11 protein-coding genes are annotated in these 16,861 nt (G+C 38.1%); 1 reads left to right on the forward strand and 10 read right to left on the reverse strand.

The annotated features are described in order from the left end of the window. Nucleotides 1-5: 5 nt before the first annotated feature. The 3 genes from RV17_RS03095 to nifJ form a co-directional block, all read right to left on the reverse strand. On the reverse strand, nucleotides 6-1,145 hold the full coding sequence (locus tag RV17_RS03095) for a CdaR family protein (protein WP_067484303.1): 1,140 nt from the start codon (nucleotides 1,143-1,145) through the stop codon (nucleotides 6-8). Then, the gene (cdaA, locus tag RV17_RS03100; protein ID WP_067484300.1) at nucleotides 1,142-2,029 is read right to left on the reverse strand and encodes a diadenylate cyclase CdaA; all 888 of its coding nucleotides are present in this window, start codon (nucleotides 2,027-2,029) and stop codon (nucleotides 1,142-1,144) included. The genes RV17_RS03095 and cdaA overlap by 4 nt, the downstream gene beginning before the upstream one ends. Nucleotides 2,030-2,218: 189 nt before the next feature. Next, on the reverse strand, nucleotides 2,219-5,902 hold the full coding sequence (gene nifJ / locus RV17_RS03105; protein WP_071868496.1) for a pyruvate:ferredoxin (flavodoxin) oxidoreductase: 3,684 nt from the start codon (nucleotides 5,900-5,902) through the stop codon (nucleotides 2,219-2,221). Between the two features lie 204 nt (nucleotides 5,903-6,106). On the opposite strand from nifJ, the gene RV17_RS03110 reads away from it, so the two are divergent. After that, nucleotides 6,107-6,622, forward strand: coding sequence for a DsbA family protein (locus RV17_RS03110; protein ID WP_067484295.1), 516 nt, complete (start codon nucleotides 6,107-6,109; stop codon nucleotides 6,620-6,622). Between the two features lie 87 nt (nucleotides 6,623-6,709). Here the strand turns inward: RV17_RS03110 and whiA are convergent, their stop codons facing one another. From whiA to uvrB, 7 genes are all read right to left on the reverse strand, one after another. Beyond that, on the reverse strand, nucleotides 6,710-7,645 hold the full coding sequence (whiA, locus tag RV17_RS03115; protein ID WP_067484292.1) for a DNA-binding protein WhiA: 936 nt from the start codon (nucleotides 7,643-7,645) through the stop codon (nucleotides 6,710-6,712). A 32-nt stretch (nucleotides 7,646-7,677) separates the two neighbouring features. Beyond that, nucleotides 7,678-8,676 carry a gluconeogenesis factor YvcK family protein gene (locus tag RV17_RS03120; protein WP_067484290.1) on the reverse strand — a complete coding sequence of 333 codons (999 nt, stop codon included), beginning with the start codon at nucleotides 8,674-8,676 and terminating at the stop codon, nucleotides 7,678-7,680. Continuing rightward, entirely contained in the window at nucleotides 8,673-9,557 is an 885-nt protein-coding gene (gene rapZ, locus RV17_RS03125) for an RNase adapter RapZ (protein ID WP_067484287.1), read from the reverse strand. Before rapZ ends, RV17_RS03120 begins: the two co-directional genes overlap by 4 nt. A 193-nt stretch (nucleotides 9,558-9,750) precedes the next feature. Then, nucleotides 9,751-10,473 carry an amino acid racemase gene (locus RV17_RS03130; protein WP_067484284.1) on the reverse strand — a complete coding sequence of 241 codons (723 nt, stop codon included), beginning with the start codon at nucleotides 10,471-10,473 and terminating at the stop codon, nucleotides 9,751-9,753. Between the two features lie 2 nt (nucleotides 10,474-10,475). After that, nucleotides 10,476-11,741, reverse strand: coding sequence for a D-aspartate ligase (locus RV17_RS03135; protein WP_172843722.1), 1,266 nt, complete (start codon nucleotides 11,739-11,741; stop codon nucleotides 10,476-10,478). 264 nt (nucleotides 11,742-12,005) lie between these two features. Further along, nucleotides 12,006-14,831, reverse strand: coding sequence for an excinuclease ABC subunit UvrA (gene uvrA, locus RV17_RS03140; RefSeq protein WP_071868497.1), 2,826 nt, complete (start codon nucleotides 14,829-14,831; stop codon nucleotides 12,006-12,008). 16 nt (nucleotides 14,832-14,847) lie between these two features. Further along, complete coding sequence (gene uvrB / locus RV17_RS03145; protein WP_067484275.1) at nucleotides 14,848-16,842, reverse strand: excinuclease ABC subunit UvrB; 1,995 nt, start codon at nucleotides 16,840-16,842, stop codon at nucleotides 14,848-14,850. Between the last annotated feature and the right edge of the window lie 19 nt (nucleotides 16,843-16,861).

Below are 16,861 nucleotides of genomic sequence, written 5' to 3' on the forward strand. Positions count from 1 at the left end.
ATCCATTAGTTTTGAGTTGAATCAACTGTCTCGTTTATCGATTCTTCAGTACTCGTAGCTTGTGTATCTGAACTTGAAGACGAATTTGAAGTTGATGGTGTTGTCGTTCTCCTTGTATCCGTTCCAGATTGTGTTGTTGACGTACGATCTGCACTGCTTTCTGAACGTGAAGATGAACTTCTGTTGGTCGTCTCTTCTAACACCGGTGTGATTTCGACACTCACTTTTTTCGGTGAAACACTTAGCCCATCACTGACCGGAATCTCATACTCTCTCGTCAAACGATGTGTAATCCCTGACACGTCGATTGGAACGATGATACTATCTCCCAGTTGTTCCAATAACTCACTGGTTCCCGTTACTTCTGCTTCCAGTTTTGAAAAATTAAAGTCATAGCTTTTCACACCATCTGCACGAACACCTTGCTGTGTTCCATAAAGACGAACCGTTTTTGTCGGTTTGATTGCATCTGCTTGTACTCTTACATGCACTGGATCAGCAATGATGCTCAACGCTTCTCCCGCGCTATTTAAAGCTTGCACAGCTACATTACTATTGATACCATCATCTGTCACGTCCGACGCATTGACTTCAGCAACCACTTGGTTGATTTCCGCTAATGTTTTATCACCTGTCGTAATCGACACTTTTTTTGGTGTTTCTGAAACAGTGTCTAATTGATAACCAGATGGTGTCGTTTCAGATGGCAAGATTGTCGTTACTTCAAAATCTTTTTCCACCCGTTTTTCGATTGTCACCGTGATTGTGGTTGGTTCAACTTTCGCATTCACTGCACTACTAAGATTTCTGACTCTTAGTGAAACTTCATGGGTTCCTTCGCTCAACTTAGTTAAATCTGCACTTAAACGGAACGTTCGCGTATCAATATTTGATTCCGCATTTAGCTGAACACGATTAGCGCTAGTAAGTTTCACTTTTGCCGTACTTACAAATCCATGAATATAATATTTTTCAGAATCATAAGATAACTGAATTGGCACATCACTCACAGTTTGTGTATACGATTCAGAACCAGATAAGACACTTTGAGTTGATTGATTGTTTGCATTGAAATACAAAACGATACTAAACATTAAAGCAATAAACCCATAGAAAATACTGGTCCTTTTTTCTTTTGAGATCATTTACGACCCCCTCCCTTAGTCATGCCATCTAGGAAGGATTGAAGAACATTTTTTCTGTTCTTTGTTTTTTCATCTGCAATCAATTCACGACGCAAGATTGCTAAATATTCTTCTTGAGATAGACCAGTAATCAATTCGTTATCTAAAGTGATACTGACATCTCCTGTTTCTTCAGAGACAACGATCGTAATCGCATCACTGACTTCACTGATACCGACAGCTGCGCGGTGACGAGTCCCAAACTCTTTCGGGATCAACATACTTTCAGATAAAGGCAAATATGCGCTGGCCACTGCAATTTTACCGTCTTTTACAATAACGGCCCCATCATGAAGTGGCGTATTTGGAATGAAGATATTAATCAGTAATTCCCCCGTAATATCTGCATCTAACGCAATTCCAGTTTCAATATACTCATCTAATCCTGTATGACGTTCGATTGTGACCAATGCACCAATTTTTCGCTTGGACATATATTGGATCGCTTTATCGAATGACAAAATCATTTTTTCATCTTCTTGCTGTTCACTCTTCGTTTGCTTAAATAGTGAACTTCTTCCAAGATGCTCCAACCCGCGACGAATTTCAGGTTGGAAAATGACAACTGCTGCGATAACACCATAGGTAATGACTTGATTCATCAACCAGGATAGCGTATGAAGTCCAATTATTTCTGCTAAAATTCGAATCACGATAAAAATCGCAACCCCTTTTAGTAATTGAATGGCCTTCGTTCCTCTTAGCAGCTGGATCAGTTTGTACACCAAGTACCAGACAACCAGAATATCAAGTATGTTCACAAAAAAGTTTAGCGATAAAAAATCACCGGAAAGCATTTGCTGCCAATAATTCAAATTAAAAAGTTCCCCGATTTGAAATGACATAAAAAGCCTCTCTTCTCTTTTGAGATTTCTTTCCCATTATATCATATGTTTATTCTTTAAAGAGTTTTCTGCTTCGTTTTTCCAGATAAAATCACAATTTTTTCAAGAAAGTTACAATTTCTTTTTTCGTCAAAAAAAGACTTACTAAATTTTCACCTTCAAGGCGTCATTAGCAAGTCTTTCTTTTCATTATTCTTGTTCTTTACGACGTTTTGCACGTTCTTCACGCCGTTTTGCTCGTCGTTCTTGTGCTTCAAGATCAACAGGTCTTTCTTTTTTAACACGCTTCTCTTTTTGCTCTTTCTCAGGCGTATTTGAAGCGGGTTCAGGTTCTAACTTCGCTTTGATTTTTTCGAGTTCACCAGACATCGACGCATAACTATAAAAGCGATTTTTTGCATCATGCACAGTTTTTTCAAATAGGTCTTTAGCCATTAACGGATTTGTATTTTCTAATGAAGAAAAACGAACTTGTTTACGCATAAATTCTGCCATCGTTGAAAAATCTGGCTTTTTATAGTCCAATGTCATTGGATTTTTTCCCTTTTCGAGTAAAGTCGGATTATAGCGATACAGTGACCAATAACCTGAAGATACAGCTTCTTTTGCTTCCTTGATTGATTCTTTCATCCCACCAAATAAGCCATGAGTGATACATGGTGTATAGGCAATAATCAGAGATGGACCAGGGAATTTTTCGGCTTCTTCAAATGCTTTGATTGTTTGCATTTGGTTTGCACCCGACGCGATTTGCGCAACGTAAACATGATTATAAGTCATCGCCATTTTGCCTAAGTCTTTTTTCGCTGCATATTTCCCACTGGCAGCAAATTTAGCAATCGCTGAAGCTGGTGTTGCTTTCGATGTTTGTCCACCGGTGTTGGAATAAACTTCATTGTCCAAAACCAAAATGTTGACATCTGCGCCACTGGCAATCACATGATCGATACCACCAAAACCAATATCGTATGCCCAACCATCGCCACCAATCATCCATTGGCTATTTTTTACAAATAAATCTTTTTCGCGATAAATCATTGCTAATTCTGGAACAGCTTCAAGTTCTGCTTCTATCGCGGCTTGAAGTTTTGCTGCCCGTTGTTGTGTGCCTTCACTATCAAACAAATGATTCAACCAATCTTCCATCAATAAACGTAATTCTGAAGAAACTTTTGGTAGCACTCCACTCATCGACTTCGCTAAAGCTTCACGTCTTGTTTGTGCAGCCAGTAACATCCCATAGCCAAACTCGGCATTATCTTCTAATAATGAATTTGACCAAGCTGGGCCTTGTCCACATTCATTTGTCGTATATGGTGAAGCAGGTGATGCTCCTCCCCAAATGGAAGAACAACCAGTTGCGTTAGCAATCATCATTCGATCCCCAAACATTTGAGTCAATAATTTCACATAAGGTGTTTCACCGCAACCAGAACAAGCACCTGAGAATTCTAATAATGGTTGATTGAACTGAGTTGATAACACAGTGTTTTTTCCTTTAACCGGGTTTTCTTTTTGACGTAATGTCATGGCAAACGCCCAATTCACTGCTTGTTCTTTTTGTTCTTCGTAAGGTTTCATTACTAACGCTTTTCCTTTTGCAGGACAAGCTTCCACACATAGTCCACAGCCTGTACAATCTTCCACAGAAACTTGGATTCGGTATTTCTGGCCATCAGCGCCTCGCATTTCACGAACGATGAACCCTTCTGGTGCTTCTTCCATCTCCTCTTCATCTGCCAAAAATGGGCGAATTGCTGCGTGCGGGCAAACAAAGGCACATTCATTACACATCGTGCAACGGTCACTGATCCATTCAGGCACCTCAAGCGCGACACCACGTTTTTCAACAGCACCTGTCCCAACAGGCATTTCGCCTGCTGTCATTCCATTTCTTACTAATGTTCCCACCGACAATTCATTGCCCTCTTGTGCGTTCACAGGTACGAGAATTTCTTCTACATAACTTGACTGTTTACAAGCGGCTTTTTGCGGTACTTCAAGCGTTTTCCAACTTTCTGGAACATCCACTTTGTGAAGAAGCTCGACTGTTCGATCAATGGCTTGTGTATTTTTTTCAACGATCGTCATTGATTTATGCCCATAACTTTTCAGCGCTTCTTCTTTTAAAATTGGCAAGACTTCTTCAAACTCAATAATATTAGCTAATTTAAAAAAGGCCGTTTCCATTGCTGTATTGATTCGCCGACCAAGTCCTACTTCTTGTGCAAGTTTCATTGCATTGATTGTATAAAACTGGATGTCATTTTGTGCTAAATATTTTTTTAATTTCGTTGGTAAATGTGTTTCAAGTTGCTCATCGCTCCAGATTGTATTCAATAGGAATGTTCCGCCAGGTTTCAATCCTTTAACCAAATCATAACTATGCAAGTAAGCTGGCGTATGGCATGCAATGAAATCAGCATGTTCAACTAGATAAGTCGAACGGATCGGCGTTTCACCAAAACGAAGATGCGAGACGGTCAAGCCACCTGATTTTTTTGAATCATAATGAAAATACCCCTGTGCATACTTATTCGTATGATCGCCAATGATTTTTATCGCAGATTTATTCGCACCAACTGTTCCATCTGAGCCAAATCCCCAGAATTTTGCTTGATAAGTTGTTGGGTTCGTTAAATCAAGTGTCTCACGTTTTTCAAGTGAAGTATACGTAACATCATCAACAATTCCGATTGTAAAGCGCGTTTTCATTTGCGCTTTTTCTTTTTTTAATTCATCAAAGACGGTCACGATTTGATCAGGCGTAACATCTTTTGAACCCAAACCATATCGTCCACCAATAATTGTTGGACGTATTTCTGCGTCATACATTACGCTTTGAACGTCTAATAGTAATGGTTCTCCACCAGCTCCTGGTTCTTTGCTTCGATCAAGAACCGCAATTGATTTAACCGTACTTGGTAATTTTTCTAGCAAGTTTTTAACTGGGAATGGTCGATATAAATGAATATTCAAAAAGCCAACCTTACGACCATTTTTATTTAAATATTCGACTGTCTGTTCAATCGTCTGTGCAACAGATCCCATGGAAATAATGATTTCTTCTGCATCTTCTGCACCATGATACGTAACCAAATCATAATTAGTATTTCTCAACTGATTAATTTCTTGCATATATTTTTGAACGATTTCTGGAAGTTTATCATAATATTGGTTAATCGTTTCTCTTTGTTGAAAATGGATATCAGGATTTTGATTCGTTCCACTAACGGTTGGATGATTCGGGTTCATTGCCCTTTGACGGAATTTTGCTAATTTTTCTTGATTAATCAATGGCGCTAATTCATCATATTCCAACACTTCGATTTTTTGAATTTCATGACTCGTTCGAAAGCCATCAAAAAAATTCATAAAAGGAATTTCTGCTTCAATCGAGGCTAAGTGTGCGACTGGAGCTAAGTCCATTACTTCTTGGACACTACTTTCTGATAGCATCGCAAATCCCGTTTGTCTAGCGGCCATGACATCCCCATGATCGCCAAAAATATTTAAAGCATTAGTTGTCACTGCTCGACTTGCCACATGAAAAACGCTTGGCAATAATTCACCTGCTATTTTGTACATGTTTGGAATCATCAATAACAATCCTTGTGATGCTGTATAAGTAGTCGTCAAAGCACCTGTTTTTAAGGAGCCATGAACCACGCCAGCAGCGCCGGCTTCTGATTGCATTTCGACAACTTTAACTGGTTGACCAAATATATTTTTCTTTCCTGCTGCCGACCATTGATCGACTAATTCTGCCATTGTTGAACTTGGTGTAATTGGATAGATAGCAGCTAACTCGGTAAACGCATAGGAAATATATGCTGCGGCTGTGTTCCCATCCATGGTTTTCATTTTTCGCATTTATCATCATCCTTGTTCAGTTTCTCTCGAGTAATCTGCTTCATTATACCGTAAATTTGAGGGGAATAAAAATAAATTTCGAGCATTTATTCACATACTTTCAAAAAACACTCTTTTAATAAGGAATATTTTGTGAAATCCTCCGAAAACAAAACGCTATCTTTTTTTATTTTGAATCGGTAAAATGTATTTGGAGGTGTTTCTATGGATATTTCAGTCATTGATGCAACAAAAACAAACGAAACAACAGGAATTTACTACGGAGATACAGCAGCGCCACAAACAACGATTGAGTTTCTCAATCTTGCTTGTCCTTATTGTAAAAAATGGTTTGAAGAATCTTTTTTGACACTTGACTCATTTGTACAAGAAGGAAAAGTCAATCGTCTAATTAAACTCTTTGATAAAGAAAAAGAAAGTTTACAACGCGGTAATGTCATGCATCATCACATTACTGCTAACGACGGCAAAAAAGCTTTAGCAGAAATCAAACAGATTTTTGAAATGCAAGACCAATGGAAAGAACTTTCTTTAGAAGGAGTTGCGCAATACGCAACGCAAGAATTAGGATTGACTTATCAACCAGATATGGAAATGGCAAAAGCAATCATTGACGAAGCAAATGCTGCGCATATTCAATTCGTCCCAACGATTATACTCGATCAAACTATTTTTGACGAAAGCATCACGTTAGACGAATTAACTTCTTTAATCAACTAATAAAAAAGGTGAACCAAAACGAATTCCGTCTTGGTTCACCTTTTTTATTAACAGTGATTCGCTCAATCAATGCACTAATTGAGTCAATCACACAGCTTCTTCTCTTAGCTTCTCAGCAAAATCATTGATCTTTCGTATTCGATGATTGATGCCCGATTTTGAGATTGCTCCTGATGGAATCATCTCACCTAATTCTTTCAAGCTGACTTCTGGATGTTGCAACCTTAATTCAGCAATTTCTTGCAGTTTTTCTGGTAGAGCATGTAAACCAACTCTTGCTTCAATGAATTCAATATTTTCAATCTGTTTAGATGCCGCATCAATCGTCTTATTTAAATTCGCCGTTTCACAATTAACCAAACGATTAACCGAGTTTCTCATGTCACGAACGATACGAACATCTTCAAAACGCAACATCGAATTTGTCGCACCAATCAACGTTAAAAAGTCAGCAATTTTTTCTGCTCCTTTTAAGTAGGAAATATAACCATTACGCCTTTCAAGTGTTCGTGCATGCAGGCCATAGTAATTCAACATGTCACAAATGTCTTGATTATGTTGTTCATAAATGGAAAAAATTTCCAAATGATAACGACTCGTCTCTGGATTGTTCACAGATCCAGATGCCATGAATGCACCACGTAAGTAAGAACGCATTTTCTGTGCATTTCCCATGATTTCATCAGACACATGACCATTAAACATCAAGCCATCCATAATATCTAAGTCCATCAATACGTTTTTCGTTCCTTGTTTCAAGCGAACGATATAAACATTATTCTTTTTTAATTTCATTTTTTTTCGAACAAGTAACTCACTTCGAACATTATAATGATCTTTTAAAAGAGAATAGATACGTCGGGCAATCGCAGCATTTTCTGTCTGAACATTTAAAATGAACTGCTGATTGACAATGCCTAAAGAGCCGTTCATTCGCAACAAAGCAGCAAGTTCTGCTTTTGCATGTTCACGATGAACTTCCAAACCAGTCAACTCTTTTTTTACATCAGATGCAAATGACATTCTATTCTCCTCCTTTCTTTCACAATCCTAATTTAATATTTCGATCCAAAAACTAACCGAAAAAGTTCTTCAACGACTTTTTCGCCGTCATGGAACACGCCACCATCTTTCAACTCCAAGAAATCAGTTGAAATAACGCGACAACCTTCATTTCTAAGCCCGTTGAAATCATGCTGAACCTGAACAAGGTATTCATCATAGATTTCAGGATCCATGTAATCTTCTGGTACTTTTTCTGTATTCACCAACACCGTATCAATAAATTTCTCCTGTAAGTGTTCGTGCAACACACGTATGTGATCCGCATCAGTGAAATGTTCCGTTTCACCTTTTTGCGTCATGATATTACAGATGTAAACAACTTCTGCTTTTGTTTTAACGATTGCTTCGCCGATTTCAGGAATAACTAAGTTGGGCAAGATACTCGTAAACAAACTTCCCGGACCAAGTACAACCATATCTGCTTCCGCAATAGCATTCACAACTTTACGCGCTGCTTTTGCTACTTGATCGTCCGTCGTATTTCGCACAAAGACATGGTCAATCGTTTTACGATCTAACGCAATTTTTGATTCACCAACAGCTGTTGTTCCATCTTTAAATACAGCATGGAGCGTTAAAGGTGTTTCAGACGATGGATAAATATGCCCATCTACGTGCATCATTCTCGACAATAACTGAATCGCATCGTACGTACTACCTCTCATTTCTGAAACAGCCGCAATAATCAAGTTACCAATACTATGATTAGCTAAGAATTGATCCTCTTTCTTAAAACGATATTGAAAAATATCTTCATAAAACTGAGGCATATCAGAAAGTGCCACCAATACGTTTCGCAAATCACCAGGTGGTGCCATTGAAATTGATTCCCGAATTGCACCACTACTTCCTCCATCATCCGCCACTGTTACAATGGCCGTTAAGTCTGCGCCTTGATTGCGTAAACTTTTCAAGATAACTGGGAGACCCGTTCCACCCCCGACTACCACAATTTTTGGTTTTCTAATTCGATAGGTCTTCATATTCAAGAGCGATTCACCGTCTCTTTCCGCTTATCTTTGTCACGGTGCGTAACATTCACTTTATAATTTTCACTCAACGCTTTTGATAAACGTTCTGTTAAAGCAACTGAACGATGTTGTCCGCCGGTACAACCAATTGCAACAGTCAAGCTGCTCTTTCCTTCTTTGACATATCCCGGCAAAACAGTCTCCAATAAATGAAGAAATTGACTATAAAAATCCTCTGTTTCAGTAAACGACATCACATAATCATAAACGGGTTGATCCATTCCAGTTAACGGACGTAACTCTGGAATGTAATGAGGATTTGGTAAAAAACGCACATCCATCACAATATCTGAATCAATCGGTAACCCGTATTTGAATCCAAAAGAAACAAATTCAATTCGGAAGCCTTGATCTTCTTGCGTTTTGAACGTAGCAATGATTTTTTCTCTTAATTGGCGTGGCGTCATCGTTGTCGTATCGATAACAACGGATGCTTGCACCTTTAATTCATTTAAAATTGCACGTTCTTTACGGATTCCTTCAGTTACTAGGCCATCCATTGCCATCGGATGGGTACGACGAGTTTCTTTGTAGCGGGCTACTAATTCTTCATCTGAAGCATCTAAGAACAGAATCGAAGTATCAATGAAATCCGTATTGACAATTTCAATCAACATTTTTTGAATTTCTTCAAAGAATGAACGAGAACGTAAATCGACACCTAATGCCATTTTTGTTACCTTTCCAGATTCTTTGATTAGTTCCCAAAATTTAGGAATCAATCTTGGAGGCATGTTATCAATACAAAAGTATCCCATGTCCTCAAAACTTTGTATCGCCACAGTTTTTCCTGCGCCGCTCATTCCTGTAATAATTACGAGTTGTAAATTTTCAGCCATCTTCTCGAACCCCTCTCTAATTGTCATTTAAATTATATCATTCCGGGCGTATCATCGCTAGCTATATCTTTCCTATTTATGGAATTTTCATGGAAAAATAACCTGTTGTTACAAAAAACTTGGACCAAATACCACAAATGATGATACTTGCTCCAAGTTTTTCTATCGTTAACGATTCAATTAATTGTCGCTACTATTTAGCATTAGAAGATTGTTCCCGAAATTTTTCTGCTAGCTCAATTGTTCGATCAGCCAAAATTGATTGTGCATCAATCACTGGGTACGTATTATCAGAAGCAAATTCTTGCATCAATGATAATTCGGTACAACCCAAAATGATTTTTTCACAGTTTAGTTGTCCGACCGCTTCCTCTAAAATTTCATAGTACAAAGCTTCATTTAAATAGTCTGATTCTTTGATATCATGATAAATCAAATGATTGATTTTCGCTTGTAGTTTGTCATCAGGAGTCACTACGTCAAAGCCTAATTGTCTCACTTCACGCTCATAAATTCCTGCCTTCATGCTACCTTCTGTCCCTAAGATAGCTACTGAACCAGTCGTTTGTTGACGAACTAACTCGTTGGCTGCTTCTCTTGGCATATGCAAGATTGGGATATTTGTTGCTGCTTGTAGCTCATCAAAAAAATAATGTGCTGTATTACAAGTCAATACGATAAAGTTTGGCTGTAGTAGGTTTTGCTTTTCAATATCATCCAGCAAATAAGGAATTGGATTTTCCTTCTCACGATCTAAAATATAAGCAGTTCGATCCGGTACCGTTGCATGATTGAACAATACATAGTTTAGATATTCTTGGTCCCTAGTTGCATTCGTGCGGTGATTGATCAAGCGGACAAAACTCTCCGTTGCCATTGTTCCCATACCGCCCAAAATACTGAAAAAATTCTCCATGACTAGCCTTCTTTCACATGAAAATATTTTTTGAATCGAGGAATATAGTTATGGAACATATATTTCATTAGTACCCATCGTTTCAATGAACGATCGCCATCATAAAATACAGTTGTACCAAAACGTTTTTCCTGAATCATTTTTTCTGCAATTTTTTTATCTTCGTTCTCTCTAGCATATGTTAAAAAGATTTTTTTAGGTACGCCCAGCCATAGTTTTGCGTCTGCGGAATCTTTCGTACCATAAATAGTTTCTGTAAATGGTTCATGGAATACTCTGTCTTCTGTAACGAAGCGCGCTAAATTTAGCCCATTCAACGTAACAAAGAAGCTACTACGTCCTTGGCGTAAGTTGATTTCAAATAATTTGTATTCTCCATCGCGTGGATCATATTTCATATCAAAATTCGCAAAACCAGTATACTCGATTGTTTCCAAAAATTTCTTGATTGTCTGGTAAATTTTTTCATTGTAATCAGGCATGATTACGACATAATTACCGATTGATGCAGGTGTTGGATCTTCCAAAAGTGGATGTCCCAAACACATCATCCGAACCTGATGATTTTCATCAACATAGGCATTTAACACGCGCATATTGCTGTCATCTCCAGGAATGAAATCTTGAACAATCATTTCACTTGTATATCCAGCTTCGTAAATTCGTCCTAAAATCAAGTCAAATTCTTCACGATTATCGATAATAAATGCTTTTTTTCGTCCTTCAAATTGAATAGAAAGATACTCTACACTATTTGCTGGTTTTAACGCTACTGGAAACTCAAATGGCAAGTCTTGTTCCAAGCGGCCATTCACTAACATTGGTTCTCTAACAATCAATGTTTTGGGATAAGGAAGTTGATATTCTTCGCAAACTTCATAAAAGCTTACTTTATTAATTAATCGTTCGAATAATGAATAATCAATATACGGACAAATAAAGTATGCTGAAAGTTCTTCTTTATGTTGAGAAATCAACTCTGCATATCCATCTCCACAAGCAATCAACAAATATTTTTTACTTTGATCTGAATATTTTTCTTTTGCCAAGCGTAGCATCGTTTCAATAAAAACTGGATCCTTATCAAAACCTGGAATTACTTCGACGCTCACGATGTTGCTGTAACGAGTTGGCGCAAGTTGGTTTGAAGCATATGCTTGGCACACTTTACCATAAGCTTCATTAAATGAACGTGCCATACCATAGACGTTCATATCACTTCCTAATAATATAGGAACAAATTCTTCATTTACATTACTATTCATCACAATCTCTCACTTACTCATTAATCTACTGATTCTTTATTTAACTACACAAGGAATATCATACCATAAAGAAAAAAGCAATCAAAGGAAACTCCTCCGATTGCTCAATTCTTTTTTGAACGGATTGAACTTATAGGAAGTTTTTATCTATACCAATTCAGTGTAGAAAGAACTACCTTGTAATGTATTTTAGAAGATGCTATCTAAAAAAACAAGTGTTTTATCATCTTTTAAAGTTTTTTTAACCATATCACCATTTTTTAATTTTTAGACCTTTTCATTCATCACTTTTTCTAGGTATCGCCCAGTATAACTCTCTTTTACTTGGACAATATCTTCTGGTGTTCCAGTGGCTAAAATCGTTCCGCCACCATCACCACCTTCTGGTCCCAAATCAATGATGTAATCTGCCGTTTTGATGACATCTAAGTTATGCTCAATCACTAATACTGTATTTCCTGCATCCACTAGACGTTGCAAAACATCTAGTAAGCGTGCAATATCATCTGCATGTAGTCCAGTCGTTGGCTCATCAAGAATATAAAAATTCTTTCCGTTAGATATTTTATGCAGCTCACTGGCTAACTTCATCCGTTGTGCTTCCCCACCGGATAATGTTGTTGCCGGTTGCCCCATTGTAATATAACCCAAACCAACATCCACGATTGTCTTTAATTTACGATGAATCTTAGGAATATGTTGGAAGAATTCTACAGCATCTTCAACAGTCATTTCTAAAATATCAGCAATGTTTTTCCCTTTATAACGTACTTCCAATGTTTCAGAATTGTATCGTTTTCCATGACAAACTTCACAAGGAACATAGACATCCGGTAAGAAGTGCATCTCGATTTTGATGATTCCGTCACCCCGACAAGCTTCACATCGGCCACCTTTTACGTTAAAACTAAAGCGCCCTTTTTTATAGCCACGCATTTTGGCTTCGTTTGTTTGTGCAAAAAGATCACGAACATCGTCAAAGACACTTGTATAGGTTGCTGGATTACTTCTTGGTGTCCGACCAATCGGGCTTTGATCGATATCAATGATTTTTTCAATCGTTTCATAGCCAGAAATCGTTTTGAATTTACCCGGTTTAGCTGAATTTCGATTTAATTTTTGTGCAAGAGCTTTTTTCAAAATACCATTAACTAAAGTACTTTTTCCAGAACCAGAGACACCAGTGACTGCCACAAATTCTGCTAAAGGAAACTCCACGGTCACATTTTTCAAATTATTTTCTGCTGCTCCAGTAATTTTAATTGCTTCACCATTTCCTTGACGACGCGTTGTTGGCACAGCAATTTTCTTTTTCCCTGAAAGATATTGTCCTGTTAACGAATGAGGATCCTTCGCAACTTCCGCAGGTGTACCAGCTGCAACGATTTGTCCGCCTTGCTCACCCGCGCCTGGTCCTACATCAATCAGATAATCAGCTGCTCGCATGGTATCTTCATCATGTTCCACAACAATCAAGGTATTTCCTAAATCTCTCATTTTCTTCAATGAACCAATCAAACGATCATTATCACGTTGATGCAATCCAATCGATGGCTCATCCAAAATATACAGAACACCGGAAAGATTTGAGCCAATTTGGGTAGCTAAGCGAATACGTTGCGCTTCCCCACCAGATAGTGTTCCAGAAGCCCGACTCAAAGTTAAATATTCCAAGCCAACATTTTCTAAGAATGATAGTCGATCATTAACTTCTTTTAAAATTGGTTTAGCAATCATCGTTTCTTGTTCTGATAAAGTTAAATCAGAGAAGAAGTCAACTGCCTTTTTGATTGACAATTCATTTGTTTCACCAATATTTGTTCCATTAATTTTGACAGACAATGCTTGCGGATTTAAACGTAATCCTTTACATGTTTGACAAGTTAATTCAGTCATATATTGACGCATTTGTTCTCTCGTAAAATCACTACTTGTTTCTTGGTAACGACGCGCGATATTCTTTAGTACGCCTTCAAAAGAAGCTTCAACATCACGCACACCACCAAAATCATTTTCGTAATGGAAATGGAATAATTCATCCGTCCCATTCAAAACAATTTCTTGATGCTCTGTTGGCAACTCATCAAACGGTGTGTTCATATCAATTCCATAGCTTTCACACGCTTGCGCCAACATTTGAGGATAGTATTGAGAACTAATTGGATTCCATGGAACAATTGCTCCTTCAGCCAAGGTCTTCGCACGATCAGGAATAACTAAATCTTGGTCGACTTCTAATTTCAAACCAAGTCCATCACAATCTGGACAAGCTCCAAATGGCGCATTGAATGAAAATAGTCGTGGTTCTAGTTCACCAACTGTAAAGCCACAATAAGGGCAAGAGTAATGTTCACTGAATAACATTTCTTCTTCACCAATCACATCAACCAAGGCATATCCATCTGCCAAACGTAATGCTGCTTCAAAAGAATCGAACAAACGTGAACGAATGCCCTCTTTTACCACAATTCGGTCAATAACAATCGCAATATCATGTTTTTTATTCTTTTCTAGTTCAGGAGCCTCAGTAATATCAAAGGTATCGCCATTCACTCGTACACGAACGTAACCTTCTTTTTGGATTCGCTCAAATACTTTTTTATGTTGCCCTTTTTTCTTTGCAACAATTGGTGCTAAAATTTGGATTTTTGTCCGTTCTGGCAATTCCAATACTTGATCAACCATTTGTTCAACCGATTGACTGGTAATCTCAATGTGGTCATTAGGACAGATTGGGTGTCCCACACGAGCAAAAAGCAAACGCAGATAATCATTGATTTCCGTTACTGTTCCTACCGTTGAACGAGGATTTTTACTTGTCGTTTTTTGGTCAATCGAAATCGCCGGACTTAAGCCATCGATACTATCAACATCTGGTTTATCCATTTGTCCCAAAAACTGACGAGCATAGGCTGAGAGACTTTCGACATAACGTCGTTGTCCCTCTGCATAAAGTGTATCGAAAGCTAATGAGCTTTTCCCAGAACCAGATAACCCTGTAATTACTACAAATTTATCTCTTGGAATTGTTACATCTACATTTTTTAAGTTGTGCGCTCTGGCGCCATGAATAATAATTTTATCGTTAGCCATCTCGTCCTCCTGCTCTTTACTCTGCTGCTTTCAATTCTAAAATCGTATCACGTAAATTAGCGGCAGTTTCAAAATCTAAAGCTTTCGCAGCATCTTTCATTTCTTTTTCTAATTTCATCAGTAAATCAGCTTTTTCTTTTCGACTCATTTCATTGTAAGAAACTTGAACGGTTCCTTTTGATTCATCTTTTGCCTCTTTCGTAATAGAAATCAAATCACGAATTTCTTTGATAATCGTTTTCGGTACGATCCCATGTTCTTCATTATAAGCTTCTTGAATCGAACGTCTCCGTGCCGTTTCATCCATTGCTGATCGCATGGAGTCCGTTATTTTATCAGCATACATAATTACTTTACCTTCTGAATTTCGCGCTGCACGTCCAATTGTTTGGACAAGTGAACGCTCACTTCTCAAGAAGCCCTCTTTATCAGCATCTAAAATGGCTACCAACGAAACTTCAGGGACATCTAATCCTTCACGCAATAAATTAATCCCAACTAAAACATCAAATTCACCTAAACGTAAGTCACGAATGATTTCCGTTCTTTCAAGTGTTTTGATATCACTGTGTAGATATTTAACTTTGATACCAAGCTCTTTAAAGTAATCCGTCAAGTCCTCAGACATTTTTTTCGTTAAGGTCGTCACAAAAACACGTTCGTTTTTCTCCACGCGTTCATTGATTTCACCAACCAAATCATCAATTTGTCCCATGATAGGGCGAACTTCAATCACTGGATCTAATAAACCGGTTGGACGAATAATTTGCTGGATCACTGTATCTGTTTGCTCATGTTCATAAGGTCCCGGTGTAGCTGAAACATAGATAATTTGATGGACATGTTGCTCAAATTCTTCTAATCTCAACGGCCGATTGTCAAGTGCTGAAGGCAAACGGAAACCATAATCAACCAACATTTGCTTTCTTGCTCGGTCACCGTTATACATCCCGCGAATTTGAGGCATCGTTACATGGGACTCATCAATGACAATCAAGAAATCTTCTGGAAAGAAATCAAGTAACGTATAAGGTGGCTCTCCTTCTTTTCGGCCATCCATATGACGCGAATAGTTTTCGATTCCTGAAGTGTAGCCCATCTCCAACATCATCTCAATATCATAATTTGTTCGTTGTTCCAATCGTTGTGCTTCTAATAACTGATTATCTTCTCGTAACACTTTTAAGCGCAACTCTAGTTCAGTTTTGATATTCGCAACGGCTTGTTCCATATGCTCATCATTTGTTACAAAGTGAGTAGCCGGAAAAATAGCGACATGTTCTGTTTCTCCAAGCACTTCGCCAGTTAATGCATCTACTTCACGAATCCGTTCGACTTCATCACCAAAAAATTCGACTCTCAAAGCACGTTCATCACGTGAAGCTGGAAAAATTTCCACCACGTCACCACGCACTCGGAACCGACCACGCTGAAAGTCAATATCATTTCGTTCAAAATTAATCCCAACTAAATTACGAATCAATTGATTACGGTCAAGTTCTGCTCCTTGTCGAACCGAAACAACTTGCTTTTGATACTCAAAAGGTGAACCTAATCCGAAAATACAAGAAACAGATGCAATCACAATCGTATCGTTTCGCTCTAAAAGGGAACTCGTAGCCGAATGACGTAACTTATCAATTTCGTCATTGACACTTGAGTCCTTTTCAATATAAGTATCACTAGATGGAACATACGCTTCTGGCTGATAGTAATCATAATAGGAAACAAAATATTCAACCGCGTTTTTTGGAAAGAATTCTTTAAACTCTCCATATAATTGTCCAGCTAAAGTTTTATTATGTGCAATAATCAATGTTGGTTTATTTACTTCCTGGATCACATTGGAAATCGTATAGGTCTTCCCCGTACCGGTTGCACCTAATAAGATTTGCGCTTTTTTCCCACCAACAACACCATCAACTAATTGGCGTATCGCTTCAGGTTGATCCCCCGCTGGTTGGTACTTCGAGACAAGCTCAAATCGTTGAGAGGTATCTCTTTCAATCATTTTTCGTCCCCCTTTTCAT

This window comes from Enterococcus thailandicus (genome assembly GCF_001886265.1).
GTDB lineage: Bacteria > Bacillota > Bacilli > Lactobacillales > Enterococcaceae > Enterococcus_B > Enterococcus_B thailandicus.